The 24693-nt window shown below is 64.3% G+C and carries 23 protein-coding genes; 8 read left to right on the top strand and 15 right to left on the bottom strand.

The genetic code is table 11. The features are described 5' to 3' along the window. Positions 1–63: 63 nt before the first annotated feature. The 8 genes from FGD77_RS05645 to FGD77_RS05680 form a co-directional block, all read right to left on the bottom strand. A complete protein-coding gene (locus FGD77_RS05645) occupies positions 64–843 on the bottom strand; it encodes a succinate dehydrogenase iron-sulfur subunit (protein ID WP_255007265.1) in 780 nt (259 codons plus the stop codon). Positions 844–855: 12 nt separating this feature from the next. Beyond that, positions 856–1176, bottom strand: a complete 321-nt coding sequence (locus tag FGD77_RS05650) for a succinate dehydrogenase (RefSeq protein ID WP_255007267.1) — start codon at positions 1174–1176, stop codon at positions 856–858. Next, positions 1176–2981, bottom strand: coding sequence for a succinate dehydrogenase flavoprotein subunit (gene sdhA / locus FGD77_RS05655; protein WP_255007269.1), 1806 nt, complete (start codon positions 2979–2981; stop codon positions 1176–1178). The genes FGD77_RS05650 and sdhA overlap by 1 nt, the downstream gene beginning before the upstream one ends. 20 nt (positions 2982–3001) lie before the next feature. Then, complete coding sequence (sdhD, locus tag FGD77_RS05660) at positions 3002–3373, bottom strand: succinate dehydrogenase, hydrophobic membrane anchor protein (protein ID WP_255007271.1); 372 nt, start codon at positions 3371–3373, stop codon at positions 3002–3004. 12 nt (positions 3374–3385) lie between these two features. Then, positions 3386–3769 (bottom strand): succinate dehydrogenase, cytochrome b556 subunit, encoded by a 384-nt coding sequence (sdhC, locus tag FGD77_RS05665; RefSeq protein WP_255007274.1) that lies wholly within the window; start codon positions 3767–3769, stop codon positions 3386–3388. Positions 3770–4096: 327 nt separating this feature from the next. Beyond that, positions 4097–5302: a bifunctional phosphopantothenoylcysteine decarboxylase/phosphopantothenate--cysteine ligase CoaBC gene (gene coaBC / locus FGD77_RS05670; protein WP_255007277.1), complete on the bottom strand. Its 1206-nt coding sequence runs from the start codon at positions 5300–5302 to the stop codon at positions 4097–4099. Between the two features lie 63 nt (positions 5303–5365). Then, positions 5366–6130 carry a ChaN family lipoprotein gene (locus FGD77_RS05675; protein ID WP_369682706.1) on the bottom strand — a complete coding sequence of 255 codons (765 nt, stop codon included), beginning with the start codon at positions 6128–6130 and terminating at the stop codon, positions 5366–5368. Further along, positions 6127–7005 (bottom strand): RNA polymerase factor sigma-32, encoded by an 879-nt coding sequence (locus FGD77_RS05680; RefSeq protein WP_255007279.1) that lies wholly within the window; start codon positions 7003–7005, stop codon positions 6127–6129. Before FGD77_RS05680 ends, FGD77_RS05675 begins: the two co-directional genes overlap by 4 nt. Positions 7006–7108: 103 nt before the next feature. On the opposite strand from FGD77_RS05680, the gene cobU reads away from it, so the two are divergent. The 3 genes from cobU (at position 7109) to FGD77_RS05695 (ending at position 9798) form a co-directional block, all read left to right on the top strand. Further along, a complete protein-coding gene (cobU, locus tag FGD77_RS05685) occupies positions 7109–7633 on the top strand; it encodes a bifunctional adenosylcobinamide kinase/adenosylcobinamide-phosphate guanylyltransferase (RefSeq protein WP_255007280.1) in 525 nt (174 codons plus the stop codon). Further along, positions 7630–8202, top strand: coding sequence for a histidine phosphatase family protein (locus FGD77_RS05690; RefSeq protein ID WP_255007283.1), 573 nt, complete (start codon positions 7630–7632; stop codon positions 8200–8202). The genes cobU and FGD77_RS05690 overlap by 4 nt, the downstream gene beginning before the upstream one ends. A gap of 81 nt (positions 8203–8283) precedes the next feature. Further along, positions 8284–9798, top strand: a complete 1515-nt coding sequence (locus FGD77_RS05695; RefSeq protein ID WP_255007285.1) for a YifB family Mg chelatase-like AAA ATPase — start codon at positions 8284–8286, stop codon at positions 9796–9798. Here the strand turns inward: FGD77_RS05695 and FGD77_RS05700 are convergent. Genes FGD77_RS05700 through rsmI form a run of 4 tightly spaced genes read right to left on the bottom strand, consistent with a single transcriptional unit; the run spans position 9776 to position 12951 of the window. Next, positions 9776–10675, bottom strand: coding sequence for an alpha/beta hydrolase (locus FGD77_RS05700; RefSeq protein WP_255007287.1), 900 nt, complete (start codon positions 10673–10675; stop codon positions 9776–9778). The genes FGD77_RS05695 and FGD77_RS05700 overlap by 23 nt on opposite strands. Continuing rightward, on the bottom strand, positions 10672–11607 hold the full coding sequence (gene gshB, locus FGD77_RS05705) for a glutathione synthase (protein ID WP_255007290.1): 936 nt from the start codon (positions 11605–11607) through the stop codon (positions 10672–10674). The genes FGD77_RS05700 and gshB overlap by 4 nt, the downstream gene beginning before the upstream one ends. A gap of 59 nt (positions 11608–11666) precedes the next feature. After that, complete coding sequence (locus FGD77_RS05710; protein ID WP_255007293.1) at positions 11667–12080, bottom strand: YraN family protein; 414 nt, start codon at positions 12078–12080, stop codon at positions 11667–11669. After that, positions 12073–12951, bottom strand: coding sequence for a 16S rRNA (cytidine(1402)-2'-O)-methyltransferase (rsmI, locus tag FGD77_RS05715; RefSeq protein ID WP_255007295.1), 879 nt, complete (start codon positions 12949–12951; stop codon positions 12073–12075). The genes FGD77_RS05710 and rsmI overlap by 8 nt, the downstream gene beginning before the upstream one ends. Before the next feature lie 87 nt (positions 12952–13038). Between rsmI and FGD77_RS05720 the strand changes: the two genes are divergently transcribed. From FGD77_RS05720 to murJ, 3 genes are read left to right on the top strand one after another with little or no spacing between them, the layout of a single operon-like run. Beyond that, on the top strand, positions 13039–14223 hold the full coding sequence (locus FGD77_RS05720; RefSeq protein ID WP_255007297.1) for a penicillin-binding protein activator: 1185 nt from the start codon (positions 13039–13041) through the stop codon (positions 14221–14223). Positions 14224–14244: 21 nt separating this feature from the next. Further along, the gene (locus FGD77_RS05725; RefSeq protein WP_255007299.1) at positions 14245–17037 is read left to right on the top strand and encodes a [protein-PII] uridylyltransferase; all 2793 of its coding nucleotides are present in this window, start codon (positions 14245–14247) and stop codon (positions 17035–17037) included. Next, positions 17034–18602: a murein biosynthesis integral membrane protein MurJ gene (gene murJ / locus FGD77_RS05730; protein WP_255007301.1), complete on the top strand. Its 1569-nt coding sequence runs from the start codon at positions 17034–17036 to the stop codon at positions 18600–18602. Before FGD77_RS05725 ends, murJ begins: the two co-directional genes overlap by 4 nt. On the opposite strand, the gene FGD77_RS05735 is transcribed toward murJ, so the two are convergent. After that, a complete protein-coding gene (locus FGD77_RS05735; protein ID WP_255007304.1) occupies positions 18593–19279 on the bottom strand; it encodes a rhomboid family intramembrane serine protease in 687 nt (228 codons plus the stop codon). The two genes, murJ and FGD77_RS05735, sit on opposite strands and share 10 nt — an antisense overlap. Positions 19280–19361: 82 nt before the next feature. Here FGD77_RS05735 and trpS point away from each other — a divergent pair, with 82 nt between their 5' ends. Both trpS and FGD77_RS05745 read left to right on the top strand, forming a co-directional pair. Continuing rightward, positions 19362–20381 carry a tryptophan--tRNA ligase gene (gene trpS, locus FGD77_RS05740; RefSeq protein ID WP_255007307.1) on the top strand — a complete coding sequence of 340 codons (1020 nt, stop codon included), beginning with the start codon at positions 19362–19364 and terminating at the stop codon, positions 20379–20381. Between the two features lie 95 nt (positions 20382–20476). Then, entirely contained in the window at positions 20477–21343 is an 867-nt protein-coding gene (locus FGD77_RS05745; protein WP_255007310.1) for a branched-chain amino acid aminotransferase, read from the top strand. A 53-nt stretch (positions 21344–21396) separates the two neighbouring features. Here the strand turns inward: FGD77_RS05745 and FGD77_RS05750 are convergent, their stop codons facing one another. After that, on the bottom strand, positions 21397–23487 hold the full coding sequence (locus FGD77_RS05750; protein WP_255007312.1) for a TRAP transporter permease: 2091 nt from the start codon (positions 23485–23487) through the stop codon (positions 21397–21399). 68 nt (positions 23488–23555) lie between these two features. Then, on the bottom strand, positions 23556–24572 hold the full coding sequence (locus FGD77_RS05755) for a TAXI family TRAP transporter solute-binding subunit (protein ID WP_255007314.1): 1017 nt from the start codon (positions 24570–24572) through the stop codon (positions 23556–23558). Between the last annotated feature and the right edge of the window lie 121 nt (positions 24573–24693).

Consider the following 24693-nt stretch of genomic DNA (forward strand, 5'->3'; position numbering starts at 1 on the left):
TGACCATGGCACAGAAAAGCAGGCCGCGATACGGCGTGCCATACTGTTTGCGTCACTTCAGGATCAAACTGCGCGTTCTACCATCATCTTTTTGATGTTCGCGATCGCCTTGGCGGGGTTCAGCCCCTTGGGGCAGGTCTTGGTGCAGTTCATGATCGTGTGGCAGCGGTATAATTTGAACGGATCCTCCAGATCGTCCAGCCGCTCGCCGGTATTTTCGTCCCGAGAATCAATGATCCAGCGATACGCGTGCAACAGGGCCGCCGGTCCCAGATACTTGTCGCCGTTCCACCAATAGCTGGGGCACGCGGTCGAACAGCAGGCGCACATCACGCATTCATAGAGGCCATCCAGCTTCTCGCGGTCCTCGATCGACTGCTTCCACTCTTTGGCGGGGGCGTTGGTTTGTGTCTCCAGCCACGGCTGGATGCTGGCGTGCTGCGCGTAGAAATGCGACAGATCGGTGATCAGGTCACGCACGACCGGCATATGCGGCAGCGGGTAGATTTTCACATCGCCCTTCACCTCATCCATGCCATAGATGCAGGCCAGCGTGTTGATCCCGCCGATATTCATCGAGCAGCTGCCGCAGATCCCCTCGCGGCAGGACCGGCGGAACGACAATGTCGGGTCGATGTCGGTCTTGATCTTGATCAGCGCATCCAGAACCATCGGACCGCAATCGTCCATGTCGACGAAATAGGTGTCGACGCGCGGATTTTTGCCGTCATCGGGCGTCCAGCGGTAAATGCTGAACTTGCGCAGGTTGGTGGCGCCCTCGGGTTTGGGCCACGTCTTGCCCGTCACCATGCGGCTGTTTTTCGGCAGTGTGAGTTGAACCATCTTCTACTCCTCTCAACCCAAAAGGCTCAGGCCGTTTTGGGCAATGCATTGCAAGGCTTCGGGACGCCGGGCGATCCGGCTGATCTGTTCGGCCGTTCCCGCATCAAGGCCCGTCACCGTGGCGCTGGCGATTTGCAGGATCTCGCGGGCATCCGCCGCATCGATGATGCAATCTGTGATCGGCGCCGAGTTCAGGCCCGGATACCTGTCCCCGACATAGCCGTTGACCACGGCCTTGGCCCGGCCCCGCGCCAGATCGTCGGCCATGTCATTGGCCGTCGCGCAGCCGGTCAGCACCATCGCGCCGAGGCCCAATATGGCCAGCGCCTTCATCAGAACGTGCGCTCTTTCGGCGCGATCTTCTTCAACGAAATGCCGCCCTCGGCCTCGGTCGTCAGCGGGGTCTCGATGATCGGGCGATAGCTGAGATCGACGGTGGTGCCATGCACCCGCGCGATCGTGTGGACGCGCCAGTTTTCGTCGTCGCGCGTGGAGAAATCCTCGTGCGCGTGGGCACCGCGGCTCTCTTGGCGGGCCTCGGCGCCGTTGATTGTGGCCAGCGCGTTGGGCATCAGGTTCGTCAGTTCCAACGATTCCATCAGGTCGGTATTCCACACCAGGCTGCGGTCGGTGACGTGCAGATCGTCCAGCTTGGCCGCGATGACCTTCATCTTCTCGACGCCCTCGGCCAGCGTTTTCGACGTGCGGAACACGGCGGCGTCCGCCTGCATGGTTTTCTGCATTTCCATGCGCAGCTCGGCGGTGGGGGTGCCGCCATCTGCGTTGCGAATGCTGTCGAAACGCTCGAATGCCTTGTCAACGCCGACCTTGTCGGTGGCGGGAATGGCGGCATCGCGGTCCACGACCTTGCCGGCGCGAATCGCAGCGGCGCGGCCGAACACCACAAGGTCGATCAGCGAATTCGAGCCAAGGCGATTCGCCCCATGCACCGATGCGCAACCCGCCTCGCCCACGGCCATCAGGCCGGGAACCGTGGCGGTCGGGTTATCCGCCGTCGGGTTCAGCACCTCGCCCCAGTAATTCGTGGGGATGCCGCCCATGTTGTAGTGCACGGTGGGCAGAACCGGGATCGGTTCCTTGGTGACATCGACGCCCGCGAAAATCCGGGCAGATTCCGAAATGCCCGGCAGGCGCAGGTGCAGCGCCTCGGGCGGCAGGTGCGACAGGTTCAGGTGGATGTGATCCCCCTCCTTGCCGACGCCGCGCCCCTCGCGGATTTCCATCGTCATCGAGCGGCTGACATAGTCACGCGGCGCCAGATCCTTGTACTGGGGCGCGTAGCGCTCCATGAACCGCTCGCCCTCGGAGTTGGTCAGATAGCCGCCCTCGCCGCGCGCCCCCTCGGTGATCAGGCAGCCCGCGCCGTAGATGCCGGTGGGGTGGAACTGGACGAACTCCATGTCCTGCAGCGGCAGGCCCGCCCGCGCCACCATGCCACCGCCATCGCCGGTGCAGGTATGCGCCGAGGTGGCGCTGAAATAGGCGCGCCCGTAGCCGCCGGTGGCCAGAACCACCGTCTTGGCGTTGAAGACATGCATCGTGCCGTCGTCCAGTTTCCAGCAAACAACACCGGTGCAGGCGCCGTCATCGGACATCAGCAGGTCGATGGCAAAATATTCGATGTAGAACTCGGCCTTCTGCTTCAGGCTCTGACCATAGAGCGTGTGCAGAATCGCGTGGCCGGTACGATCGGCGGCGGCGCAGGTGCGCTGCACGGCGGGGCCTTCGCCAAATTCGGTGGTGTGGCCGCCAAAGGGGCGCTGGTAGATCTTGCCCTCTTCGGTGCGCGAGAACGGCACGCCGTAATGCTCTAGCTCGTAGACGGCCTTGGGCGCTTCGCGCGCCAGATACTCCATCGCGTCGGTATCGCCCAGCCAGTCAGAGCCCTTGACCGTGTCATACATGTGCCACTGCCAATGGTCCGGCCCCATGTTGCTGAGCGATGCGGCGATGCCGCCCTGCGCCGCAACGGTATGCGAGCGGGTCGGAAAAACCTTGGTCACGCAGGCGGTGCGCAGCCCCTGTTCGGCCATGCCCAGCGTGGCGCGCAGGCCCGCACCGCCTGCCCCGACGACCACGACGTCATAATCATGCGTCTCGTATTGGTATTCGGCCATTCGTCGTCACTCCGGTCTGTTTACAGGGCGAGGCGGGCAATGGCGAAAACGCCCACCGCCATCGCAGCATAGGATAGGCAATACACCAGAAGGATCGTCACCTTCCGCGCCAGCCCATGAACATAATCCTCGATCATCACCTGACATCCGCCCGCGAAATGGCGAAAGCCCACGATCAGCGTCAGCGCGGCCACGATCGCCGGGAACGGGCGTCCGAAATAGGCCACCACCTCGGCATGGGGCGCGCCCAGGATGGGGCCGAAGGTAAAGATGAACAGCGGGATCAGCACCAGCAGCGCGACCGAACTGAGGATCATCGACCAGTGGTGCTTGACCCCCGATTTTGCCGATCCCAGCCCCTCGGCCAGTTTGCGATCTGTCAGATAGCGCATGTGCCAGCTCCCTCAGATGATGATGATTGTCAGGATGGTCAGCACGACCGATCCACCGATGCAGATCCAGCCCAGCATTTCCGCCTTGTCGATTTCCAGCATCGATCCGGTATCCCAGATCAGGTGGCGGACGCCGGCCAGCGTGTGATACCAGATGCCCAGCAGCGACAGGACCATGACCAGATCACCGAACCAGCTGGTCAGAACGCCATTCGCTGTCGCGAAAGCCTCGGGCGATGTTGCGGCGGCAAGGAACCACCACACGATCAGCAGCGCCGTGACCAGCAGGGCATTGCCCGTGATCCGCGTCAGGATCGACGTCATCGAGGTCAGCTGCGGGCGGTAGATGGAAATATGCGGTGAAAGCGGACGGTCGCCCCGGTTCACATCTGCCATATCGTTCAATCCTTTGCTTGGCACTTGCGTCGGGCGTGCACTGCACCGAAGCAATCTCTTACAGATTGTTCTAGCTGTCCAGACGCGCTTGCCCAGCCCCAAATTGACTAAAACAACAGGCACGGTCCGAAGAACCGCTATTTGTGATCACACGCATCTGGCCGTGATCACAAATTCTGCAATCGCCGGTCACATGCGTGACGACAGTTGCACGTCGGGTAGAATCGCACAAGGCCCACACCGCATCAGCGGCAGAGCACTCTTGTTCTTGACGCGCGTTGGTCGCGATCACGCGCTGTCATTCAGAATACTTGCAACATGGATGCGCTATTGCGTTTCGGGCGCCAACGCGTCTGCGATACGCTGTGCCAGACGCGCCGCGACGCGGTCCTTCGGCATACGCGGCCATGCCTCGGTCCCGGTGTCCGTGATCAGCAATACGGCATTTTCGGTGCCACCCATGATGCCGGTTGCCGCGCTGACATCATTGGCGACGATCCAGTCGCAGCCCTTGCGCAACCGCTTGGCTGTTGCGTTCGCCTCCAGATCGTCGGTTTCGGCGGCAAAACCGACGACGAGGGCGGGCCGACCTTGCGTGCGCTGCGACAGCGTGGCCAGAATATCGGGGTTTTCGGCAAACTCCAACTGCGGCAGGCCGCCTGCGGTCTTTTTCATCTTGGACATTGCGGCGCTGGCCATGCGCCAATCCGCGACAGCCGCCGCGCAGATGGCCGCATCGACCGGCAGCGCCGCCTCGCAGGCGGCCAGCATCTCACGCGCGGTCTCGACGCGGTGCAGATCGACCCCCTCGGGCGGGGCGATATCCGCAGGCCCGGTGACGAACACAACATCGGCGCCAAGGGCACTCAGCGCGCGGGCAATAGCGGTGCCTTGCGCGCCCGAAGATCGGTTGGCGATGTAGCGCACCGGGTCTATCGGCTCGTGCGTCGGGCCGGACGTCACCAGAATGCGCCGCCCCTTCAGCGGCCCATCCGCCAGAGCGGTCTCGATTGCGGCGACGATCTCCAGCGGTTCGGCCATGCGACCGGGGCCATGTTCACCACAGGCCATGTCGCCGTCATTGGGACCAGCAAACATAATGCCGTCGCCACGCAAGGTATCGATATTGCGCTGTGTCGCCTTGTGCTGCCACATACGCACATTCATCGCGGGCGCGATCAGGAGCGGCGTGTCGGTGGCCAACAGCAGGGTCGAGGCCAGATCACCCGCCTGCCCCTGCGCCATCTTTGCCATCAGGTCCGCCGTGGCGGGGGCGACGACGATCAGATCGGCGCTGCGGCTCAGCTCGATATGGCCCATCTCGGCCTCGTCGGTCAGATCGAACAGATCCGTGAACACCTTGCGCCCCGCCAGCGCCGACACCGACAGCGGCGTGACGAATTCGGCCCCGGCGCGTGTCAGAACCGGCGTGACGGTGGCGCCCCGTTCACGCAGACGGCGGATCAGATCCAGCGCCTTGAAGGCGGCGATGCCCCCCCCGATGATCAGCAAAATCCGTTTGGAAGCCAGCATCATATACTCCTCAAGCGCGCGGGGCGACACTAGGGCCGCCCCGCGCCCAAGACAAGGGCGCGGCTAGTTGAACACCGCGCAGGGATCGCCCCGTTCGGGCGCCGGGGCGTCCGTCACCTCGTCAAAACTGCCGCCCGGCGGGATGCCATCTTCACCCTGACCGAGGGCGCGCACCACCAGATCCGGCGCGGCCAGCGCCAGCAGCGCGGGCATGCCCCAATCCATGCGCGCATGGCCGTTGCCGGTGATCACGGCAACCGGCCCGCCGGTCTGGTCAAACGCCTGCCGCGCGGCGCGGGCCAGGCTGGCGTCGCGCAAGCGCTGAACGTCGACCATAGAGGGCAGCATTTCCGGCGGCAGGGCGCCGCAATGGGCGCGCGCCTGAAGCGCCTCGCGCGCCGTCTGCTGGTCATCGGGCAGCGGCGCATCCAGCCCGTACTCGGCGGCGCCCGCACCAAAAGCGGTCGCCAGACCCGTCTCCATCACGCCGCGCGCAGCATCGCGTGAAACGCCCGCGCCATACATGACGGCGTCCGGCGCCGCGGCGAAGATCGGGTAATAATATGAGAAATCCGGCCAGCCACTGTTGGCCCAGTCAAGCAAATCGGCCAGCGCATCGGCATCACCTATCAGGTCGGGCGATACGCGCGCGGCGTGATCGGGCGTCAGCATCTCAAACACGAGTGCCTTGGGCCTTAGCGCCGCGACCCGCTGCGCCTGCACGCGATGGTGGGCGGGGTTGTCATGCACTTCGCCCAAAACGATAACGTCCTGCGCTGCTGCCGGTCCAGCCAACAGCAGCGCAGCAACAATGGCGGCCAGCCTCACGTCAGAAGGCTCTGAACTTCGGTACCGGTCGCCTCCAGCGTCCTGCGCATTTTCTGAAACGCCGCCGCCTCAAGCTGGCGCACACGCTCCTTGGACAGGTTCAGCTCGGTCCCGAGGCTCTCCAATGTGCGTGGCTCGTCGCGCAGCTTGCGCTCGCGCACGATAAAGCGCTCCCGCTCGTTCAGCTGGTCCATCGCGGCGCGCAGCCATTTGCGCAGCGCCGCCAGATCGTGATCGACCTCGACCAGCTCATCGCCGCGCGGCGCATCGTCCTGCAGCGCGTCGATCCACTCGCGACCCTCGTCATCGGAACTTTGTGTGGCGTTCAGCGAAAAATCGGACCCCGACAGCCGCCCCTGCATCATCTCCACATCGCGCAGCGGCACGCCCACCACTTGCGCGATCATCTCGCGCAGTTGATAGCCGTCCAGTTCCGCGCCCTGCGCCATCGCCTCGCGTTCCAGCCGGGCCTGAACGCGGCGCATGTTGAAGAACAGCGATTTCTGCGAGGATGTGGAGCCGGTTCGCACCATTGACCAGTTGCGCATGACGTAATCCTGCACGCTAGCCTTGATCCACCAGACGGCATAGGTCGAAAACCGCACACCGCGATCGGGATCAAACTTTTCCGCCGCCTTCATCAGGCCCAGACCTGCCTCTTGGATCAGGTCGTTCATCGGGGCGCCGTAGCGACGGAACTTGGACGCCATCGATATGGCGAGCCGCATATAGGCCGTAATCAGGCGGTGCAGCGCCTCTTCGTCGCGCTGGTCGCGCCAGGCATAGGCCAGTTTCAGCTCGGTCTCGGCATCCAGCAATTCGGCCTTCATGGCCTTGCGCGACATCGAGCTGGTGTGGTGGACATCCAACGCCATCGATCTTCTCCCGGCTGGGCACGCCAATGCGCGCTCTTCCTCAGTGATTTGCTAGCTGTTACGAGAAAGATAACGTTTCGGATCATAAAAGGTTCATACTTATATGTTGCCAAGCCTGACATTGGTGCTAGGGGGCGCGGCCTCGGGGAAATCCGGCTTTGCCGAAGGGCTGGTGCGCCGCGCCAGCGACCGGCGGCTCTATCTGGCCACCGCCGAGGCGCATGACGATGAGATGCGCGCTCAGATCGCGCGCCACCGGCAGGCGCGTGCGCGTGACGGTTGGGATACGGTCGAGGCGCCCATGGACCTTGGCCCGGCGCTGGCCAATGCAGGTGCGGAACAGGCGGTGTTGCTGGACTGCGCGACGCTATGGCTCAGCAATCACATGCTGGCCGGGACCACCGTTGCCAAAGCCGAGGCAAACCTGCTGCACGCGCTGGCCACCTGCGCCGCGCCGGTCGTCGTGGTCTCGAACGAGGTCGGGCTGTCCGTCGTGCCGGAAAACGCGCTGGCCCGGCGGTTCCAGCGCGCGCAAGGGGCGCTGAACCAGCGACTGGCCCAGCAGGCCGGACTGGTCGTCTTTGTCGCTGCCGGGCTGCCGATGACGCTGAAGGGAACGCTGCCTTGAGCCGCTTTTTCTGGGTTCGTCACGGGCCGACCCATGCCCGCGCGATGGTCGGCTGGACGGATCTGCCCGCCGATCTGAGCGATACCGCGCAGCTGGCGCGCGTGTCGGCGCATTTGCCGCAGGATGCGCTGGTGGTGTCGTCCGACCTCATCCGCGCACATGATACCGCCACCGCCATTCAGGGCGCCCGCCTGCGCCTGCCCGACAATCCCCGCCTGCGCGAAATCAACTTCGGCGCGTGGGAAATGTCCAGTTTCGACAGCGCGCCGCAGCCCGAGCGCCTGCGCGCCTTCTGGGAAACCCCCGGTGATCTGACTGCGCCCGACGGCGAATCCTGGAACGACGCCAGCGCCCGCGTGACGGCGGCGGTGGGCACTCTGCGCGCCGCCCATCCGGGGCGCGACATCATCGCCGTGGCGCATATGGGCGCAATCCTGACGCAGGTGCAGACCGCGCTGGGGATCAGCGCCTATCAGGCATTTGGGCACCGCATCGACAACCTGTCCATCACGGCCCTGCGCCATGACGGCAGGCGCTGGCATGCGGAGGGCATCAATTATCTGCCTTGATACTGCATTGTTCTACGGCTTCGTTAACCATTCTTAAATCCCTGTCACCGTAGCGTTAACCAAAAGCCAGAGGGGCAGGAGATGATCGCGCGCGCCTACACCGTCGCCTTCGAGGGGGTAGAGGCCCGCCATGTCGAGGTGCAATGCGCCGTCACGCCCGGCGTGCCGACCTTCAGCCTTGTCGGCCTGCCGGACAAGGCGGTCAGCGAGGCGCGCGACCGGGTGCGCACGGCGCTGACCTCGATGGCGATCGCGTTGCCGTCCAAACGCATCACGGTCAATCTCAGCCCCGCCGACCTGCCCAAGGAGGGCAGCCATTTCGACCTGCCCATCGCCTTGGCCCTGCTGGCCGCGCTGGACATCATCCCCAAGGACGCGATCGAGGGCACCACGTCACTGGGCGAGCTGTCGCTGGACGGCACCATCATGCCCGTGATCGGCGCCCTGCCCGCCGCCATGGCCGCCGCCGAGGAGGACCGCACACTGCTCTGCCCCAGGGCATCAGGGGCGGAGGCGGCCTGGGTCGGCGCCGCGCATGTGATCGGCGCGGCGACTCTGGCTGACGTCGTGCGGCACTATACCGGTCAGGCACCCCTGTCCCCCGCCCAGCCGGGCGAGGTGGTGGCGCCCCCGTTGGGCCGCGATCTGCGTGATGTCAAAGGCCAGGAGCGTGCAAAACGCGCGCTGGAAATTGCCGCCGCCGGGCGCCATCACCTGATGCTGGTCGGCACGCCCGGTTCGGGCAAATCCATGCTGGCCGCGCGCCTGCCCGGTATCCTGCCGCTGCTCAGCGCGCGCGAGGCGCTTGAAACCTCGATGATCCACTCGCTTGCCGGTCTGCTGGACGAGGGCGGGATCAGCCGCACCCGCCCCTTCCGCGCGCCGCATCACACCGCCTCCATGGCGGCCATGGTCGGTGGCGGACGCCGGGCCACCCCCGGCGAAATCAGCCTGGCGCATAACGGCGTGCTGTTCATGGACGAATTCCCCGAATTTTCCCGCAGCGTGCTGGAAACCCTGCGCCAACCCATCGAGACCGGCGAAGTCATGATCGCCCGCGCCAACGCGCATGTCACCTACCCTTGCCGTTTCATGCTGATCGCTGCGGCAAACCCTTGCAAATGCGGCTACCTCAGCGAACCCAGTCGCGCCTGTAGCCGGGCCCCGATCTGCGGCGAAGATTACCTGGGCCGGATCAGCGGGCCGCTCATGGACCGCTTTGATCTGCGGGTCGAGGTGCCCCCCGTCAGCTTTGCCGATCTGGATTTGCCCTCTTCCGGCGACAGCTCGGCCGATGTGGCAGCGCGTGTTGCGGCAGCCCACGCGCTGCAGATGGCGCGCTACCAGGGCGCGCCGGACATCCGGCTCAACTCGGATGTCGAAGGCGCCGCACTCGACGCGGTGGCAACACCCGATGAAGAGGGCCGTGCCTTGCTGTCGCGCATGGCGGAACGCTTCGGTCTTTCGGCACGCGGCTATCACCGGGTGCTGCGCGTGGCCCGCACCATCGCCGATCTGGACGGGTCCAAAACAGTGCGTCGCCCCCATGTGGCCGAGGCCGCCAGCTACCGCATCACAACCGCGAAAGAGATGTAATCCATCCCGCCAGTCCGGACAGCGTCTGACGCGCTTCGGGCAGCAGCGCATGCATCAATGGCCAGACATGCGGCAGACCCGGCTCGATGATGCAGGTCACATCGACACCTTGCGTCAACAGGCGTTTCGCCATGCGGCGGGTATCGTCCAGCAGGATTTCGGTATCCCCGGCGGTCAGCCACACAGGCCCGGCCCCCGCGAAATCGGCGTATAGCGGCGACGCGCGCGGATCATCGGCGTCACCGTCCCGCAAATACATCTGCGCCATGTCCCGCGCCCGATGCGCCGGCAGCAGCGGATCGGCCTTTGCGTTGGCCGCAAAGCTATCCCCGGAAAACGTCATGTCGGTCAGAGGTGAGAAACAGAACGTGCCCAGCGGCTGCGGCAATCCCAACCCGCCGATTTGCGCCAGAAGGGCCAGCGCCAGCCCCCCGCCCGCACTGTCGCCGCCCAGGATAACCCCGCCCGGATGATCCATCACAGCGCGATACGCGGTCAGCGCATCCTCGGGCGCCGCAGGAAAGGGATGCTCCGGCGCCAGCCGATAACGTGGCAGAACGGCGCAAAGCCGCGTGCGCGCCGCCAAGTGCGCCATCATGGCGCGGTGGGTGCGCGGGGAGCCGAAAATATACCCGCCGCCATGCAGATACAGGATCAGCGGGCCAACGCACGGATCCACCGGCGTTACGCGCGTCGCCGCCAGCGTCGAGTCGCCCAGCGTGATGTCATCAAATGTCACGCCCTTTGGCGGATGGAAAAACAGCCGCGCACTGCGCTCCATATGACGGCGCAGCTGCGCGGGCTGCTCCGCGCGGGCGATGATGCGCTTTTCGGTCTGGCGCAGCCAGCCGCACAGCAGCCGGGCGCGCAGGCTCACCCGCGACGGGCCTCGATCGCGTCCCATATCTTGCCCGCAATATTGACCCCGTCAAAACGCTCCAGCTCCTGGATACCGGTGGGCGAGGTCACGTTGATTTCGGTCAGGTAGCGGCCAATCACGTCGATTCCCACGAATACCTGCCCCTTTTCGCGCAAAAGCGGGCCAATCGCGGCGCAAATCTCGCGGTCCCGATCGGTCAGCTCAACCTTCTCCGGCCGTCCACCCACATGCATGTTCGATCGCGTCTCACCCTTCGCGGGCACCCGGTTGATCGCGCCCACGGGTTCGCCATCGACGAGAATCACGCGCTTGTCACCCTTGGACACGTCGGGCAGGAATTTCTGCACGATCAGCGGCTCACGGCTGAACCCTGTAAACATTTCGTGCAGCGAGCTGAGATTGCTGTCGCCACCTTTCAGCAAAAACACGCCTGCGCCACCATTGCCATAAAGCGGCTTCAGGATGATGTCGCCGTGCCGGTCACGAAACGCGCGGATCGTCGCCAGATCGCGCGCGATGGCCGTGGGGGGCATCAGATCGGGGAAGTCGAGAATCAGCAGTTTTTCAGGAAAATTGCGCACCCAGAAGGGATCATTGACCACCAATGTGCCGGGCGCGAGGCGATCCAGCAGATGCGTTGTGGTGATGTAGAACATGTCGAATGGCGGATCCTGCCGCAGCCAGACCACGTCGAAATCGGCCAGATCGACGGTCTGCATCTCGCCCAGAATGGCGTGATCCCCCTTCACGCGCTGCACATTCAGCGACTGGCCGCGTGCGGTGATACGTCCCTCGTCAAAGGCAAGGTGCTGCGGCGTGTAGTAAAACAGCTCATGTCCGCGCGCCTGCGCCTCTTCGGCCAGGCGAAAAGTGCTGTCGGCGTTGATATCGATCGGACCGATCGGGTCCATCTGGAACGCAACTTTCATGGCAATAGCCCCCGGTTTGCTGTCCAGCCTACATGCGCCATGGGCAGATGGGGCGCAATTCAGAAATGCGAAAACGCGCCTTTCAGGATATCACAGCGCCCCGAACCATCGACCACCGCCAGATCGAACCGTACATCTGTCAGCTGTCCCTTGGGGCAATGCGCGAGGTACTCCGACCCGGCGGCGTGAATGCGCCGCATCTGAGCGGGGCGCAGACTGGCGATGGCGGCGTCATGGGTGCGGGCCTGTTTGACCTCGGCAAAAACGATGTCGTCACCATCGGCGAAAATCAGGTCAATCTCGCCACTCTTGCCACGCCAGCGCGTTTCCAGCAGGCGCAATCCGGCGGCGGTGTAGAGCGCAACGGCACGCTCTTCGGCCGCAAGCCCGCTGTTATATGCGCGCTTGCCGCGATCCCGCCGCGCCGCCGAGGGTGCGCGCGCCGCATCGCGCTGATTCAGAATTTCAGTCATCGGCCCCTCCGTCACCGGCACCCAGACGCAGGGCAATCTGATAGACCTGACGCCGTTTCAGCCCCAGATCATGCGACACTGCATCCGCCGCGTCGCGTACCGACATATCACCCATCACAGCGCGCAGGGCCTGTTCTATATCAGACTGGTTAACAGAAAGTTCCCCCGCCCTGTCTATCAGCACGACCATTTCGCCCTTGCGCGGGTTGCCTCGCAGTTCCTCCGCCAGATCGGACAGCGTGCCGCGCAGGACCTCCTCGAATTTCTTGGTCAATTCGCGGCACACCGCAGCAGGGCGGTCCGCGCCCAGAACCTCGGCGGCATCGCGCAGCATTGCGGCGACACGCTTGGGTGATTCATAGAAGGCCAGCGTCGCGGGCACCGGGGCCAGCGTGCGAAGCGCGGTTTTTCGCGCAGAGCTGGTGTTGGGCAGAAACCCGGCAAAAAGAAACCGGTCCGTCGGCAGCCCCGACAGCGTCAGCGCCGCAATCACCGCCGACGGGCCGGGCGCCGAGATCAGTCCATGCCCCCCGGCAATCGCCGCGCGGGCGAGGTCAAAGCCGGGATCGGCCACCATGGGCGTGCCTGCCTCGGACGCATAAACGACTGACTTTCCTGCCTCCAACGCCGCCATCAGGCGGGGGCGGGCCTGTGCGCCGTTGTGATCGTGATAGGCGATCAGGGGGCGCCCCTCCAGCGCGATCCCGTGGATATCCATCAGTTTGCGCAGGCTGCGTGTATCCTCGGCAGCGATCACATCGGCGCTGGCCAGTATGTCCAGAGTGCGCAGCGTGATGTCGCGCGCGGCCCCTATCGGGGTCGCGACCAGATAAATACCAGCCGCCAGGGCCTGCCTGTTCAGATTCACCACTGGACCCGCCCCACATGACGTTTATGATTGACCGGGAAACACGGGCGCCCCAACAGGCGCCTTTCATCCCGAAACGAGGTATCCCCCATGTTCGCTGTTTTGCCAATCGCCCGCAAGCTGCTGGCCCGTATCATCGCGGTGCTGTCCATTCTCTGGATCGCCGCGTGCGAGCCTATGGGGCCGGGTAGTGGCGGCGGGCAAGGGCAGCCCATCGACCCCTCCGGGCCGGTCGCGGTGGCGCTGCTGGTGCCGCATGGCTCTTCCGCACCGGGCGAGGCGGCGCTGGCGCGCGACCTCGAAGCGGCGGCGCGCATGGCCGTGGCGGATCTGGGCGGCATCAAGATTGACCTCAGGGTATACGGCACCGCTGGCCAGCCCGGACAGGCGCAAAAGGCGGCGCTGAACGCCGTGGCAGACGGGGCCAAGATCATCATCGGGCCGCTGCATGCCGAATCGGCCAATGCCGTGGCTGTCGCGGTGGCGCCCTCGAATGTGAACGTGCTGGCCTTTTCGAACAACCCGACCATCGCGGGCGGCAACCTGTTCATCCTCGGCCAGACCTTTGACAACACCGCAGAGCGGCTGACGCGCTTTGCCGTGCGGCAAAACAAAAAACGCATCCTGACGGTGTATTCCAACAACCTCGCCGGTCAGTTGGGCCAGCAGGCCATTGCATCAGCCGCCTCGCGCGCGGGTGCGCAGATCGTCGGCAACATCGGCTATGATTTCTCGCAGGAGGGCGTCGTTGCCGCCGTGCCGCAGATCACCAGCACCGCCGACAGTACCGCAGCCGATGCGATTTTCCTGACCGCGAACTCTGCTGGTGCGCTACCGCTGTTTTCGCAGATGCTGCCCGAAAACGGGCTGAGCCCGGCGTCGATCCAGTATATCGGCCTTGCGCGTTGGGATACCCCAGCGCAAACGCTGGACCTGCCCGGCGTCCAGGGTGGCTGGTTCGCCGTGCCCGACACAGGCAAGGCGGCGCGGTTCCAGGCGCGGTTCCAGCAGACAAATGGCAACCGACCCCATCCCATCGCCGGACTGGGCTATGACGGCATCGCCGCCATCGGTGCGCTGATCAAGACCGGCAAGCGTGATGCGCTGTCCAAGTCGGGCCTGACGCAATCGGCGGGCTTTCAGGGCGTCGACGGCGTGTTCCGCCTGCGCAGCGACGGCACCAACCAGCGCGGTCTGGCCGTGGCCACGGTGCGCAACAGCAAGGTCGTGATCCTTGATCCGGCGCCGCAAGGCTTTGGCGGTGCGGGCTTCTGATCCGGCGGCAAGCGGCGCCACATGTCACAGCTGAGGAACACCACGCCGGCGCGTGATCCGGCCCCGGACGACCTGATCTGTCCGGCGCAGGATATCTTTGACCGGGGGGCGGTACAGGCTGCGCTGAACGACGGCATCTGCGTGCCCCCCGGCGATCTGCGCAAGATGGCGGTGGGCGTACTGAGCGATGCGATGCAGCGCGGGCGCGATGCCATCGCCGCCGCGCTGGCCGACAATCCGCTGCGCGCGCGCGAAGCCGTCCACAGCTATAGCTGGCTGACCGATTGCATTGTGCTGGCCGCCTATCGCCTGGCGACCGAGGTGCTGCACCCCCTGCCCACGCCGACCAGCGGCCAGCATCTCAGCGTGCTGGCGGTCGGTGGCTATGGGCGGGGTGACATGGCGCCGCATTCGGACATCGATCTGCTGTTTCTCACCCCTTACAAGATTACCGGCTGGGCCGAGAGCGTGATCGAATCGATGCTGTATATCCTGTGGGATCTGCGGCTGAAGGTGGGCCATTCCAGCCGCACCATCCGCGATTGCCTGCGCCTTGGCGCCGAGGATTTCACTATCCGCACCGCCCTGCTGGAAAACCGCTGGCTGACCGGCGACAGGCGGCTGGCCGCCAAGCTGAACCATAGCCTGTGGAACGACCTTTTTTCCGGCACCCAGCGCGAATTCACCGAGGCCAAGCTGGAAGAACGCGAGACCCGCCATGAAAAACAGGGCGGCCAGCGCTACATGGTCGAGCCCAACGTCAAGGAGGGCAAGGGCGGGCTGCGTGATCTGCAATCGCTGTTCTGGATCGCCAAATATATCTACCGCGTTCCCGACACCGCGCAGCTGGTGCACCACGGGCTGTTCACCGAAGAGGAATTCGGCACCTTCACGCAGGCCGAGAACTTTCTCTGGGCGGTGCGCTGCCAGCTGCATCTGATCACGGGCAGACCCGTTGACAAGCTGACGTTCGATCTACAGGTCGACGTCGCCGAGCGGATGGGATATTCCGACCGCGCCGGACGCCGGGGCGTGGAAATCTTCATGCAGGACTATTTTCGCCATGCCACAGCGGTGGGCGATCTGACCCGCATCTTCCTGAGCAAGCTGGAAGCGGCGCATGTCAAATCCCAGCCCCTGCTGCAACGCCTGCTGCGCCGCAGACGCAAGCTGAAGGACGGCTATACCCAGCTGCATGGGCGGCTTGCCATCGTCGACGACGCGGCCTTTCTGGCCGACCCGCTGAACATATTGCGCGTCTTCGAAGAGGGCTTGCGCACCGGCCTGCTGATCCACCCCGACGCGATGCGGCTGGTCACGGCGAATCTTGACCTTATTACCGACGATGTGCGCAATGATCCGGACGCGCAAAAGCTGTTCCTCGGCCTGCTGCTGAAACACGGCAACCCCGAGCGCGCGCTGCGCCGCATGAACGAGCTGGGCGTGCTGTCCGCCTTCATCCCCGAATTTGAACCCATCGTCGCGATGATGCAGTTCAACATGTATCACCACTACACGGTCGACGAACACACGATCCAATGCATCAGCCACCTTGCCCGGATCGAGCGCGAGGAACTGATCGAAGAGCTGCCCATCGCCTCGTCCATCCTCAAACACGGGGTAAACCGGCGCATCCTTTATGTCGCGTTGCTTCTGCATGACATCGGCAAGGGCCGCCCCGAGGATCATTCGATCCTGGGCGCCAAGATCGTGCGCAAGGTGGCGCCGCGTCTGGGGTTGAAGCCGCGCGAGGTGGACACGGTCGAATGGCTGGTGCGCTATCACCTGCTGATGTCGGACATGGCGCAGAAACGCGACATTGCCGACCCGCGCACCGTGCGCGATTTTGCAAAGGCGGTGCAGGTGCGCGAGCGGCTGGACCTGCTGTGCGTGCTGACGGTCTGCGACATTCGCGGCGTCGGGCCGGGGACGTGGAACAACTGGAAGGCGTCGCTCTTGCGCGCGCTCTACCGTCAGACGCTGGGCGCGATGGAAAACGGGCTGGAGGATATCAACCGCGAACAGCGCGGCTCGGACGCCAAGAACGGCCTGCGCAAGGCCCTGAAAGGATGGGACGTCAAGGCGCTGAAGGCCGAGACGGCGCGCCATTACCCCCCCTACTGGCAGGGCCTGCACGTCACCGCGCATGTCATTTTCGCCAATCTCCTGCGTGAGATCGACCACGAGGGAAACCGTGACAACATCGGCATCGACATGCACCCCGACGAGGACCGCGATGCCACCCGCGCCTGTTTCGTGCTGGCCGACCATCCCGGTATCTTTTCGCGCCTTGCCGGCGCGCTTGCACTGGTGGGGGCCAACGTGGTCGACGCGCGCACCTATACGTCCAAGGACGGGTTTGCGACCGCCGTGTTCTGGATACAGGACAGCGAAGGCCACCCCTTCGCGGACGAGCGCCTGCCGCGCCTGCGCCGGACCATCCTGAAAACGCTGCGCGGCGAGGTGGTGGCGCGCGACGCGATCAAATCGCGCGACAAGCTGAAGAAGCGCGAGCGCGCCTTTCGGGTGCCGACGCATATCACCTTCGACAATGACGGATCCGAGATCTATACGATCATCGAGGTCGATACACGCGACCGGCCCGCGCTGCTCTATGACCTGACCCGCACATTGGCGGCAAACAACGTCTATATCGCCAGCGCGGTCATCGCGACATTCGGAGAACAGGTCGTCGACACCTTCTATGTCAAGGACATGTTCGGATTGAAATTCTACTCGGAGGCCAAGCAGAAATCGCTGGAAGCGAAGCTGCGCGCGGCCATTACCGAAGGCACGCAAAGGGCCATTGAGTGAGCGCAGATATCCCCCAGACAGCGCGCCCCGTGCGGCTGATCAGCAGCATCTTCACCGTGGGCGGCTGGACCATGCTCAGCCGCGTACTGGGGTTTGTGCGCGACGTGATGATTGCGGGGCTGATCGGGCCGGGGCCGGTCATGGATGCGTTCGTCGCCGCGTTCCGCCTGCCCAACATGTTCCGCCGCTTTTTCGCCGAGGGCGCGTTCAACGCGGCCTTCGTGCCGATGTTTTCTAAACGGCTGGAGGCGGGCGAAGATCCGAACGGTTTTGCCTCTCTGGCGTTCAGCGGGCTGGCGCTGGTGCTGCTGTTCGTCGTGTCGCTGGCGATGATCTTCATGCCCGCGCTGGTCTGGGCCACCGCCGAGGGGTTTTCCGGGGACGAACGGTTCGACCTGACGGTCGAATTCGGGCGCGTCGTGTTTCCCTACATCTTTTTCATATCGCTGGCAGCGCTGCTGTCGGGCGTGCTGAATTCGGGCGGGCGGTTCGTTGCCGCCGCCGCCGCGCCGGTGCTGCTGAACGTCATCCTGTGCGGTGCGATGGGCGTGGCCGTCTGGACGGGGGGCAGCGTGCCGGGCGCGCTGGTCTGGTCGATCCCGTTCGCGGGTGTCGCGCAACTGGTGCTGGTCTGGGTCGCGGCGCGGCGCGGCGGTCATTCGGTGCGCCCGGTGCGCCCGCGCTGGACGCCTGCGATGCGCCAGCTGGTGCGCGTCGCAGTCCCCGCCGCGCTGGCGGGCGGGGTCATGCAGATCAACCTGCTGGTGGGCCAGCAGGTGGCCAGCAATTTCGAGAGCGCGGTCAGTTGGCTATACGCCGCCGACCGCCTGTACCAGCTGCCGCTGGGTGTGGTCGGCATCGCCGTGGGCATCGTGCTGCTGCCGGACCTGTCACGCCGCCTGCGCGCCGATGACAGCACTGGCGCGCGCATGGCCCTCAGCCGCGCGGGCGAGGTGTCCTTGGCCCTGACCATCCCTGCCGCCGTGGCGCTGGTGGTTATCCCGATCCCGCTGATCACGGTGCTGTTCCAGCGTGGCAATTTCGGCTATGACGATACCGCCGCGACGGCGCTGGCAGTGGCGATCTATGGCCTGGGCCTGCCGGCCTTCGTGCTGCAAAAGGTGCTGCAACCGATCTATTTCGCCCGCGAGGATACCAAGCGGCCGTTCTATTATGCGCTGGTGTCGCTGGTCGTGAACGCAGGCCTGGCCATCGGCCTTGCCCCTGCCATCGGCTGGATAGCGGCGGCGCTCGGCACGACCATTGCCGGCTGGGCGATGGTATGGCTGCTGGCGCGCGGCGTGCGCCCATTTGGGGATGTCGCGCGGTTCGACGACCGGTTCCGCAGCCGACTGTGGCGGATCTGCGTGGCCTCGGCGGTGATGGGCGCCGCGCTTTGGGGGCTGATGGTGGCGCTGTCGCCCTTCTTCGGCATCCCCGGCTGGCGCGGGCTGGCGCTGCTGCTGCTGATCGTGCTGGGTTCGGTCGTCTACTACTACGTAGGGCGCATGGTCGGCGCTTTCCGCAAATCCGAGCTGAAAGCAGCGCTGAAGCGTCAGCGCTGAAGCAGTTTCATACGCAGCTTGGTCCAGCCACCGGGACGCAGGACAAAGGACGCGATGAACCCGGTCAGGAACCCGGTCCCGTCCGCGACCCAGCGCAGCGTGCCGCCGAACAGCAGCGAAAACAGCAGCTGCGCGCCCATCAGGAACCCGATCAGCACAAAGGCGCGTGACTGGCTGCCCCCCGTCTGGCCCAGCTGCAGCCAGAGCAGGTAGGTAAACGCGCCAATCAGGCCATAGATGCCGGGAAACGCACCATAGAGCCACGGATTGTCCCGCGCGATCAGCCCATAGGCCAGCGCTCCGCAGATGGCAGGGATGAAAAACGCCGCCAGCGTGGCGACGGGGCGGAAAACTTCGCCCACGAATTTACCCATCGCCAGCAGCAGCGCGGCGGCAAACAACATTTCGCTGAAACTGCCGTGCACGAATGGATAGGTCACAAAACGCAACAGATGCTCGGGCGGGTAGATCCCGTTCGCGATCATCCAGCGCAGCAGATCGCCGCTGAATCCGTAGTCCTGAATGGCCGCCTGCCGCCAGCCCACGGCCTGCGGGCCGCCGATCAGCCCCTTGGAGCCGAGGAAGAACGCGATCTCGGGGATCGCGACGGCCAGAAACAGCACCACCACGACGGGCGGCAACGGATTGAACGGGCTGGAATCGTCTGGATGGCTCATGGGGCTGCTCTGGCCTTTGCTTGACGGGACATTAGCGCATGGGTAAGCGAGGCGTGCACGGAAATCCAGACGGAGATGAGCAATGAGCGATGCGGCCTTCACCCCAAGGGTGTTTTCGGGCATCCAGCCTTCGGGCGATCTGCATCTGGGCAACTATCTGGGCGCGCTGAAGCGGTTCGCCGATGCGCAGGATCGCGGGGTGCAGTCGCTGTACTGCATGGTTGATCTGCACGCGATCACCGTCTGGCAGAACCCGGCCAAGCTGCGCCACGCCACGCGCGAGCTGACGGCGGGGTTCATCGCCTCGGGGCTCGATCCGGAAAAGTCGATCCTGTTCAATCAGAGCCAGGTGCCCGAGCACACGCAGATGGCGTGGATTTTCAACTGCGTCGCGCGCATGGGCTGGATGAAGCGGATGACCCAGTTCAAGGACAAGGCGGGCAAGAACGCCGAGAACGCCTCGCTTGGGCTGTTCGGCTATCCCGCGCTGATGGCCGCCGATATTCTGGTCTATCACGCCACCCATGTGCCGGTGGGCGAGGACCAGAAACAGCATCTGGAGCTGACCCGCGACATCGCGGCCAAGTTCAACCACGACTACGGCGTCGATTTCTTCCCCAGCCCCGAGCCGGTGATCGAAGGCGCCGCCACGCGCGTGATGAGCCTGCGGGACGGGTCGAAAAAGATGTCGAAATCCGACCCCTCGGACATGAGCCGGATCAACATGACCGATGACGCAGACACCATTTCCAAGAAGATCCGCAAGGCCAAGACCGACCCCGAGCCGCTGCCGTCGGATCTGGAGGGGCTGGAAGGACGCCCCGAGGCGCGCAATCTGGTCAACATCTATGCCGGTCTGGCCGGGATGAGCGCCGAGGAAGTGATGCGTGACATGGGCGGACGGGCATTTTCGGAGTTCAAGCCGCTGCTGGCCGATCTGGCCGTCGACCGCATGGCACCCATTTCCGACGAAATGGGCCGCCTGATGCAGGATGTCAGCGAAATCGACGCTATCCTGTGCCGCGGATCGGATCGCGCGCGCGAGATCGCAGCGCCGATCTTGCACAAGACCTACGAGATTGTCGGTATGGTCGGCCGCTAAAGCATTTCGCGAAACGCTTTAGTGAGAAAATTCGCGAATTTTCTCGGGCGCCTCCGGCGGGAGTATTTTTGGAACGATGAAAGCAGGGGCGCGCAATGGCGACAGGCACTAACATTCGGACCTATTTCGAGGGCGCTTGGCGTGAGGGCGACGCGCCGATCATGCGGGCCGCCGATCATGGTATGTGGCTGGGCAGCGCCGTATTTGACGGCGCACGGCTGGCACATGGCCTGGTGCCGGATCTGGATCTGCATTGCGCGCGGGTGAACCGGTCAGCGGAGGCGCTGATGCTGGACCCCACTGTCGCGGTGGATGACATGGTAGAGATTGTTCGCGAGGGGCTGCGGGCCTATGCACCGGGCGCCGCGGTTTATATCCGGCCGATGTATTGGGGGCAGGATACGGGCTATATGGCGATCATGCCCAATCGTTCCTCGACCGGGTTTGCCGTTTGCCTGGAGGAAATCCCGATGCCGCCGGAGGGTGCGGCGACGACGCTGACGCGCACCCGGTTCCGCCGCCCGGTTATGGAGGATGCCGTCGTCAACGCCAAGGCGGCCTGCCTTTATCCCAACAACGCACGCATGCTGGCCGAGGCGCAGGCCAAGGGCTTTGGCAATGTTCTGTGCGCTGACGCGCTGGGAAATGTGGCCGAAAGTGCGACCGCCAACGTCTTCATGGTCAAGGATGGCGAGGTGTTCACGCCTGCACCCAACGGGACGTTTCTGGCCGGAATCACGCGGGCGCGCCATATCGTGAATATGCGCAAGGCGGGCATGGTTGTGCATGAGACAATGCTGAGCTTTGACGACTTTCACAGCGCCGACGAGGTGTTTTTATCCGGTAACATGGCCAAGGTGACGCCGGTGTCAGCCTTTGACACCACCACCTATCAGGTCGGCCCCGTCACACGTCGACTGCGCGAGATGTATTGGGATTGGGCAGCAGGCAGCCGACTATAAGATCGCTTCTGGCAATGGACGCAAGCCGGGCCCGTTGGCCCGGCTTTTGCGTTTCAGATGGTGTTCCGCTCGGTCGGGGACATACGCAGCATCGGCAGCTGGCGCAGGACAACCGGCGTGATCAGGGCAAGCCCTACAAGCGTCGCGTAAAGGTTTGGTGCAACCAGCAGGATCGCCGACACGGCCAATAGCGCACGCTCATAGCCGCGCATCGGGCCGATCAGCCAGTCGGCGAAGGCTGCCGACAGCATCCAGATACCCGCCATCGCGCCTGATACGCCAATGAAGAACTGCGTCCAGGTGAACCCGTCGACCACCAGCAGCAGAGAGGGCGAGAAGACGAAGACGAACGGCACCAGTGCCTTGCCCATACCAAGACGGAAGGCCGTGTTGCCCGTCTTGAACGCGTTGGAATCCGCGATGCCCGCCGCCGCATAGGCGGCCAGCGCGACGGGCGGCGTGATATCGGCCATGACCCCATAGTAAAAGACGAAGAAGTGGGCGACCAGCGGCTGCACCCCCAACATCCCCAGGATCGGCGCCGCGACGGCGATCATGATCAGGTAGTTCGCCGTCGTCGGGATGCCGCACCCCATCAGGATGCAGACGACCGCCGTCATGATCAGCGTGAACAGCAGCGTAAGGGCGGACACCGACATCACCTCAAACGGCAGGAATGACAGGACGCCCCAGACATCCTCGGCCCAGCCCGCCGCCACGGATGTGACCATATAGGCGATCTTGAAGCCGACGCCGGTCAGGGTGACGACGCCGATGATGACCCCCACCAGCGCCGCAGCAGCCGTGACCGCCAGCGAGAATTTGGCGCCGGTGACGAAACTGTCCCACAGCTCGGACATGGTCTGTTTCGCAAACCCCGCGATGTCGGTTCCGTGGCGCAGCAGGTTCTGGATCACCAGCACAAGGATGCACGACAAGATACCGTAGTAGGCGGCCAGATAGGGCGTCTTGCCCGACAGCAGCGTCGCAATCAGCACGAACAGCGGCAGGGTGGTCAGCCAGCCGGCCTTGAATACCGTCCACGCGACGGGCAGCTCGTCCTTGGTCATGCCGCGCAGGCCGCGACGGCGCGCCTCAAGGTGGACCTGCACCAGCACGCCGAAGAAGTGCATGAAGGCCGGGACCAGCGCCGCCGTCAGGATCGTGGTCAGCGGAACGCCCAGGTATTCGATCATCAGGAACGCGACCGCGCCCATGACGGGAGGTGTTATCTGGCCACCGGTCGAACTGGCGGCCTCGACCGCTGCGGCGAAGTGGCGGGGGTATCCGATGCGGATCATCGCGGGGATGGTCAGCGATCCGGTGGTGACCGTATTGGCGATGGACGAGCCCGAGATAGACCCCAGCATGGCCGAAGACACCACCGACACCTTGGCCGGGCCGCCCGCGAACCGGCCCGCGAGCGCCGAGGCAAGGTCTATGAACAGCTGGCCAAGGCCGATGCGCGTTGCCATCACGCCAAACAGAACGAAGTGAAACACATAGGTCGCAATCACACCCAGCGCGGTGCCGTATATGCCCTGAGATGTCAGGTATAGGTGGTTGACGATGTTGGTCCAGCTGGCGCCGGGGTGGGTCAGCACGCCCGGCATTGAGCGGCCGAAATAGGCGTAGGCCATGAAAAGGATCGCGATGACCGGCAGGGGCCATCCCATGGCGCGGCGGGTCGCTTCCATCAGGACGACGATCAGGATGGTGCCCATCACCACATCGATCATCAGCGGGTTGCCGACACGGAATGCCAGATCGTTGAACACCCACGGCACATAGAGCGCGGCGGTGATGCCGGCGATGGCGAGGATCCAGTCAGGTAGCGAAACGCCCAACGGCGTCAGCAGAGTATTTCGTGGCTTTTCGGTATGGGAAAAAACCGTAAAGGAGAAAAAGATCAGGCCCAAGGTGAACGCCAGATGCGCGCCCCGGTGCAGTGTCGCCTGCGGAATGCCGTGTCCGGCAGTGTAGAAGTGATAGCAGGACAGCGCAAACAGGACGCCGCCGACGACCCATCCCATGCCGGGCAAAAGGGGTCTGAACCGAACCTCCGGGTCGTATTTTTCTTCCAGAGCCTTCATTTCCGCGTCGGTCATTGCCTTGACGCGTTCGGGCTCGGTTGTCTCGGACATTAATGCCTCGCTGCCGTGATTTGGGGATGGAAAAACCGGCCCGCGTGGGGCGGGCCGGTCAGGGCTGATTACTCGATCAGGCCCTTTTCACGATAGAATTTTTCCGCGCCGGGGTGCAGCGGGATGCCAACGCCATCAAGGGCGGTTTCGGCCGTGATGACCTTGCCCTTCTGGTGCCCGGAATCCAGCAGCTTGCGGGTGCTGTCGTTCCACAGGGCCGCAGTGATGCCATAGATCAGGTCTTCGGGCTGATCGGCGCTGGTCACCCACTGGGCGCCGACGGACAGGGTGGTGACATCTTCGTCAACGCCCTCATACGTACCGCCGGGCACGACGTTCTCGGCAAAGAAGGTGTATTCGCCTGTCACTGCATCGGCCTCGGCACCGGTGATCGGGACGAGGCTGATGTCCTCTTGGCTGGCCAGTTCGGCGATGGCACCCGCAGGGAATCCCCCGACGAAGAAGAACGCATCCATTGCGCCGTCGCGCATACGGTCGGCAGCCTGATCGGGCTTGAGGAACGCGGCGTCGATGTCATCCTCGCTCAGGCCATAGGCGCCCAGGATGATACGGGCATCGACCAGCGTGCCCGACCCCGGCTCGTCCAGCGAAACGGTCTTGCCCTTGAGGTCGGCCACCGACGAGATGCCAGAGGACGCGGAGGCGACCAGATGGATCGTCTCGGGGTAGAGGTTGGCGATGACGCGCAGCTTCTCGACGGGCTCGCGACCGTCCCAGATACCGGTGCCGGTCTGCGCCCATGTGGCGACGTCAGACTGCGAAAAACCCGATTCCAGCGTGCCACCGGCGATCGCGTTGATGTTAGCAACCGACCCGTTGGCCGACAGCGCCGAGGCGATCAGCCCCGGATAGCCACAGGATCCGCCCTCGTCGCAGGGGCGCGAGCCGGGCGGGTTTGAGATCGCGTTCGCGATCAGGCCGCCGATGGGATAGTAGGTGCCGGATGTGCCACCGGTGCCGATGCGGAAAAACTGGGGTTCCTGCGCCACTGCGGCGCCGCCGGCCACGATCATCGCGGCACCGACTGTCGCAGCGCGAATGAGGCGTGCAAAATTCTCTTTCATCAGGGTTCCTCCTCGAACTCTTTGGTGATGTGAGACCCGACTAAACAACGGCTGTTGTTTTATTGCAATGCGCAAGGTCGCACAGCGTTTCCCGGCGGTTTTACCCGGCTGAAGGACAGTA

It is taken from the genome of Roseovarius sp. M141 (assembly GCF_024355225.1).
Lineage (GTDB): Bacteria > Pseudomonadota > Alphaproteobacteria > Rhodobacterales > Rhodobacteraceae > Roseovarius.

What these genes read in the sequence shown, in the direction of transcription:
- FGD77_RS05750 (WP_255007312.1), bottom strand. Translation starts at nt 23,487, where the DNA reads ATGTCCGAGACAACCGAGCCCGAACGCGTCAAGGCAATGACCGACGCG.
- FGD77_RS05745 (WP_255007310.1), top strand. Translation starts at nt 20,477, where the DNA reads ATGGCGACAGGCACTAACATTCGGACCTATTTCGAGGGCGCTTGGCGT.
- cobU (WP_255007280.1), top strand. Translation starts at nt 7,109, where the DNA reads ATGTTGCCAAGCCTGACATTGGTGCTAGGGGGCGCGGCCTCGGGGAAA.
- gshB (WP_255007290.1), bottom strand. Translation starts at nt 11,607, where the DNA reads ATGAAAGTTGCGTTCCAGATGGACCCGATCGGTCCGATCGATATCAAC.
- FGD77_RS05755 (WP_255007314.1), bottom strand. Translation starts at nt 24,572, where the DNA reads ATGAAAGAGAATTTTGCACGCCTCATTCGCGCTGCGACAGTCGGTGCC.
- FGD77_RS05725 (WP_255007299.1), top strand. Translation starts at nt 14,245, where the DNA reads ATGTCACAGCTGAGGAACACCACGCCGGCGCGTGATCCGGCCCCGGAC.
- FGD77_RS05720 (WP_255007297.1), top strand. Translation starts at nt 13,039, where the DNA reads ATGTTCGCTGTTTTGCCAATCGCCCGCAAGCTGCTGGCCCGTATCATC.
- coaBC (WP_255007277.1), bottom strand. Translation starts at nt 5,302, where the DNA reads ATGCTGGCTTCCAAACGGATTTTGCTGATCATCGGGGGGGGCATCGCC.
- sdhA (WP_255007269.1), bottom strand. Translation starts at nt 2,981, where the DNA reads ATGGCCGAATACCAATACGAGACGCATGATTATGACGTCGTGGTCGTC.
- FGD77_RS05710 (WP_255007293.1), bottom strand. Translation starts at nt 12,080, where the DNA reads ATGACTGAAATTCTGAATCAGCGCGATGCGGCGCGCGCACCCTCGGCG.
- FGD77_RS05680 (WP_255007279.1), bottom strand. Translation starts at nt 7,005, where the DNA reads ATGGCGTTGGATGTCCACCACACCAGCTCGATGTCGCGCAAGGCCATG.
- sdhD (WP_255007271.1), bottom strand. Translation starts at nt 3,373, where the DNA reads ATGCGCTATCTGACAGATCGCAAACTGGCCGAGGGGCTGGGATCGGCA.
- trpS (WP_255007307.1), top strand. Translation starts at nt 19,362, where the DNA reads ATGAGCGATGCGGCCTTCACCCCAAGGGTGTTTTCGGGCATCCAGCCT.
- FGD77_RS05735 (WP_255007304.1), bottom strand. Translation starts at nt 19,279, where the DNA reads ATGAGCCATCCAGACGATTCCAGCCCGTTCAATCCGTTGCCGCCCGTC.
- FGD77_RS05645 (WP_255007265.1), bottom strand. Translation starts at nt 843, where the DNA reads ATGGTTCAACTCACACTGCCGAAAAACAGCCGCATGGTGACGGGCAAG.
- FGD77_RS05695 (WP_255007285.1), top strand. Translation starts at nt 8,284, where the DNA reads ATGATCGCGCGCGCCTACACCGTCGCCTTCGAGGGGGTAGAGGCCCGC.
- FGD77_RS05650 (WP_255007267.1), bottom strand. Translation starts at nt 1,176, where the DNA reads ATGAAGGCGCTGGCCATATTGGGCCTCGGCGCGATGGTGCTGACCGGC.
- sdhC (WP_255007274.1), bottom strand. Translation starts at nt 3,769, where the DNA reads ATGGCAGATGTGAACCGGGGCGACCGTCCGCTTTCACCGCATATTTCC.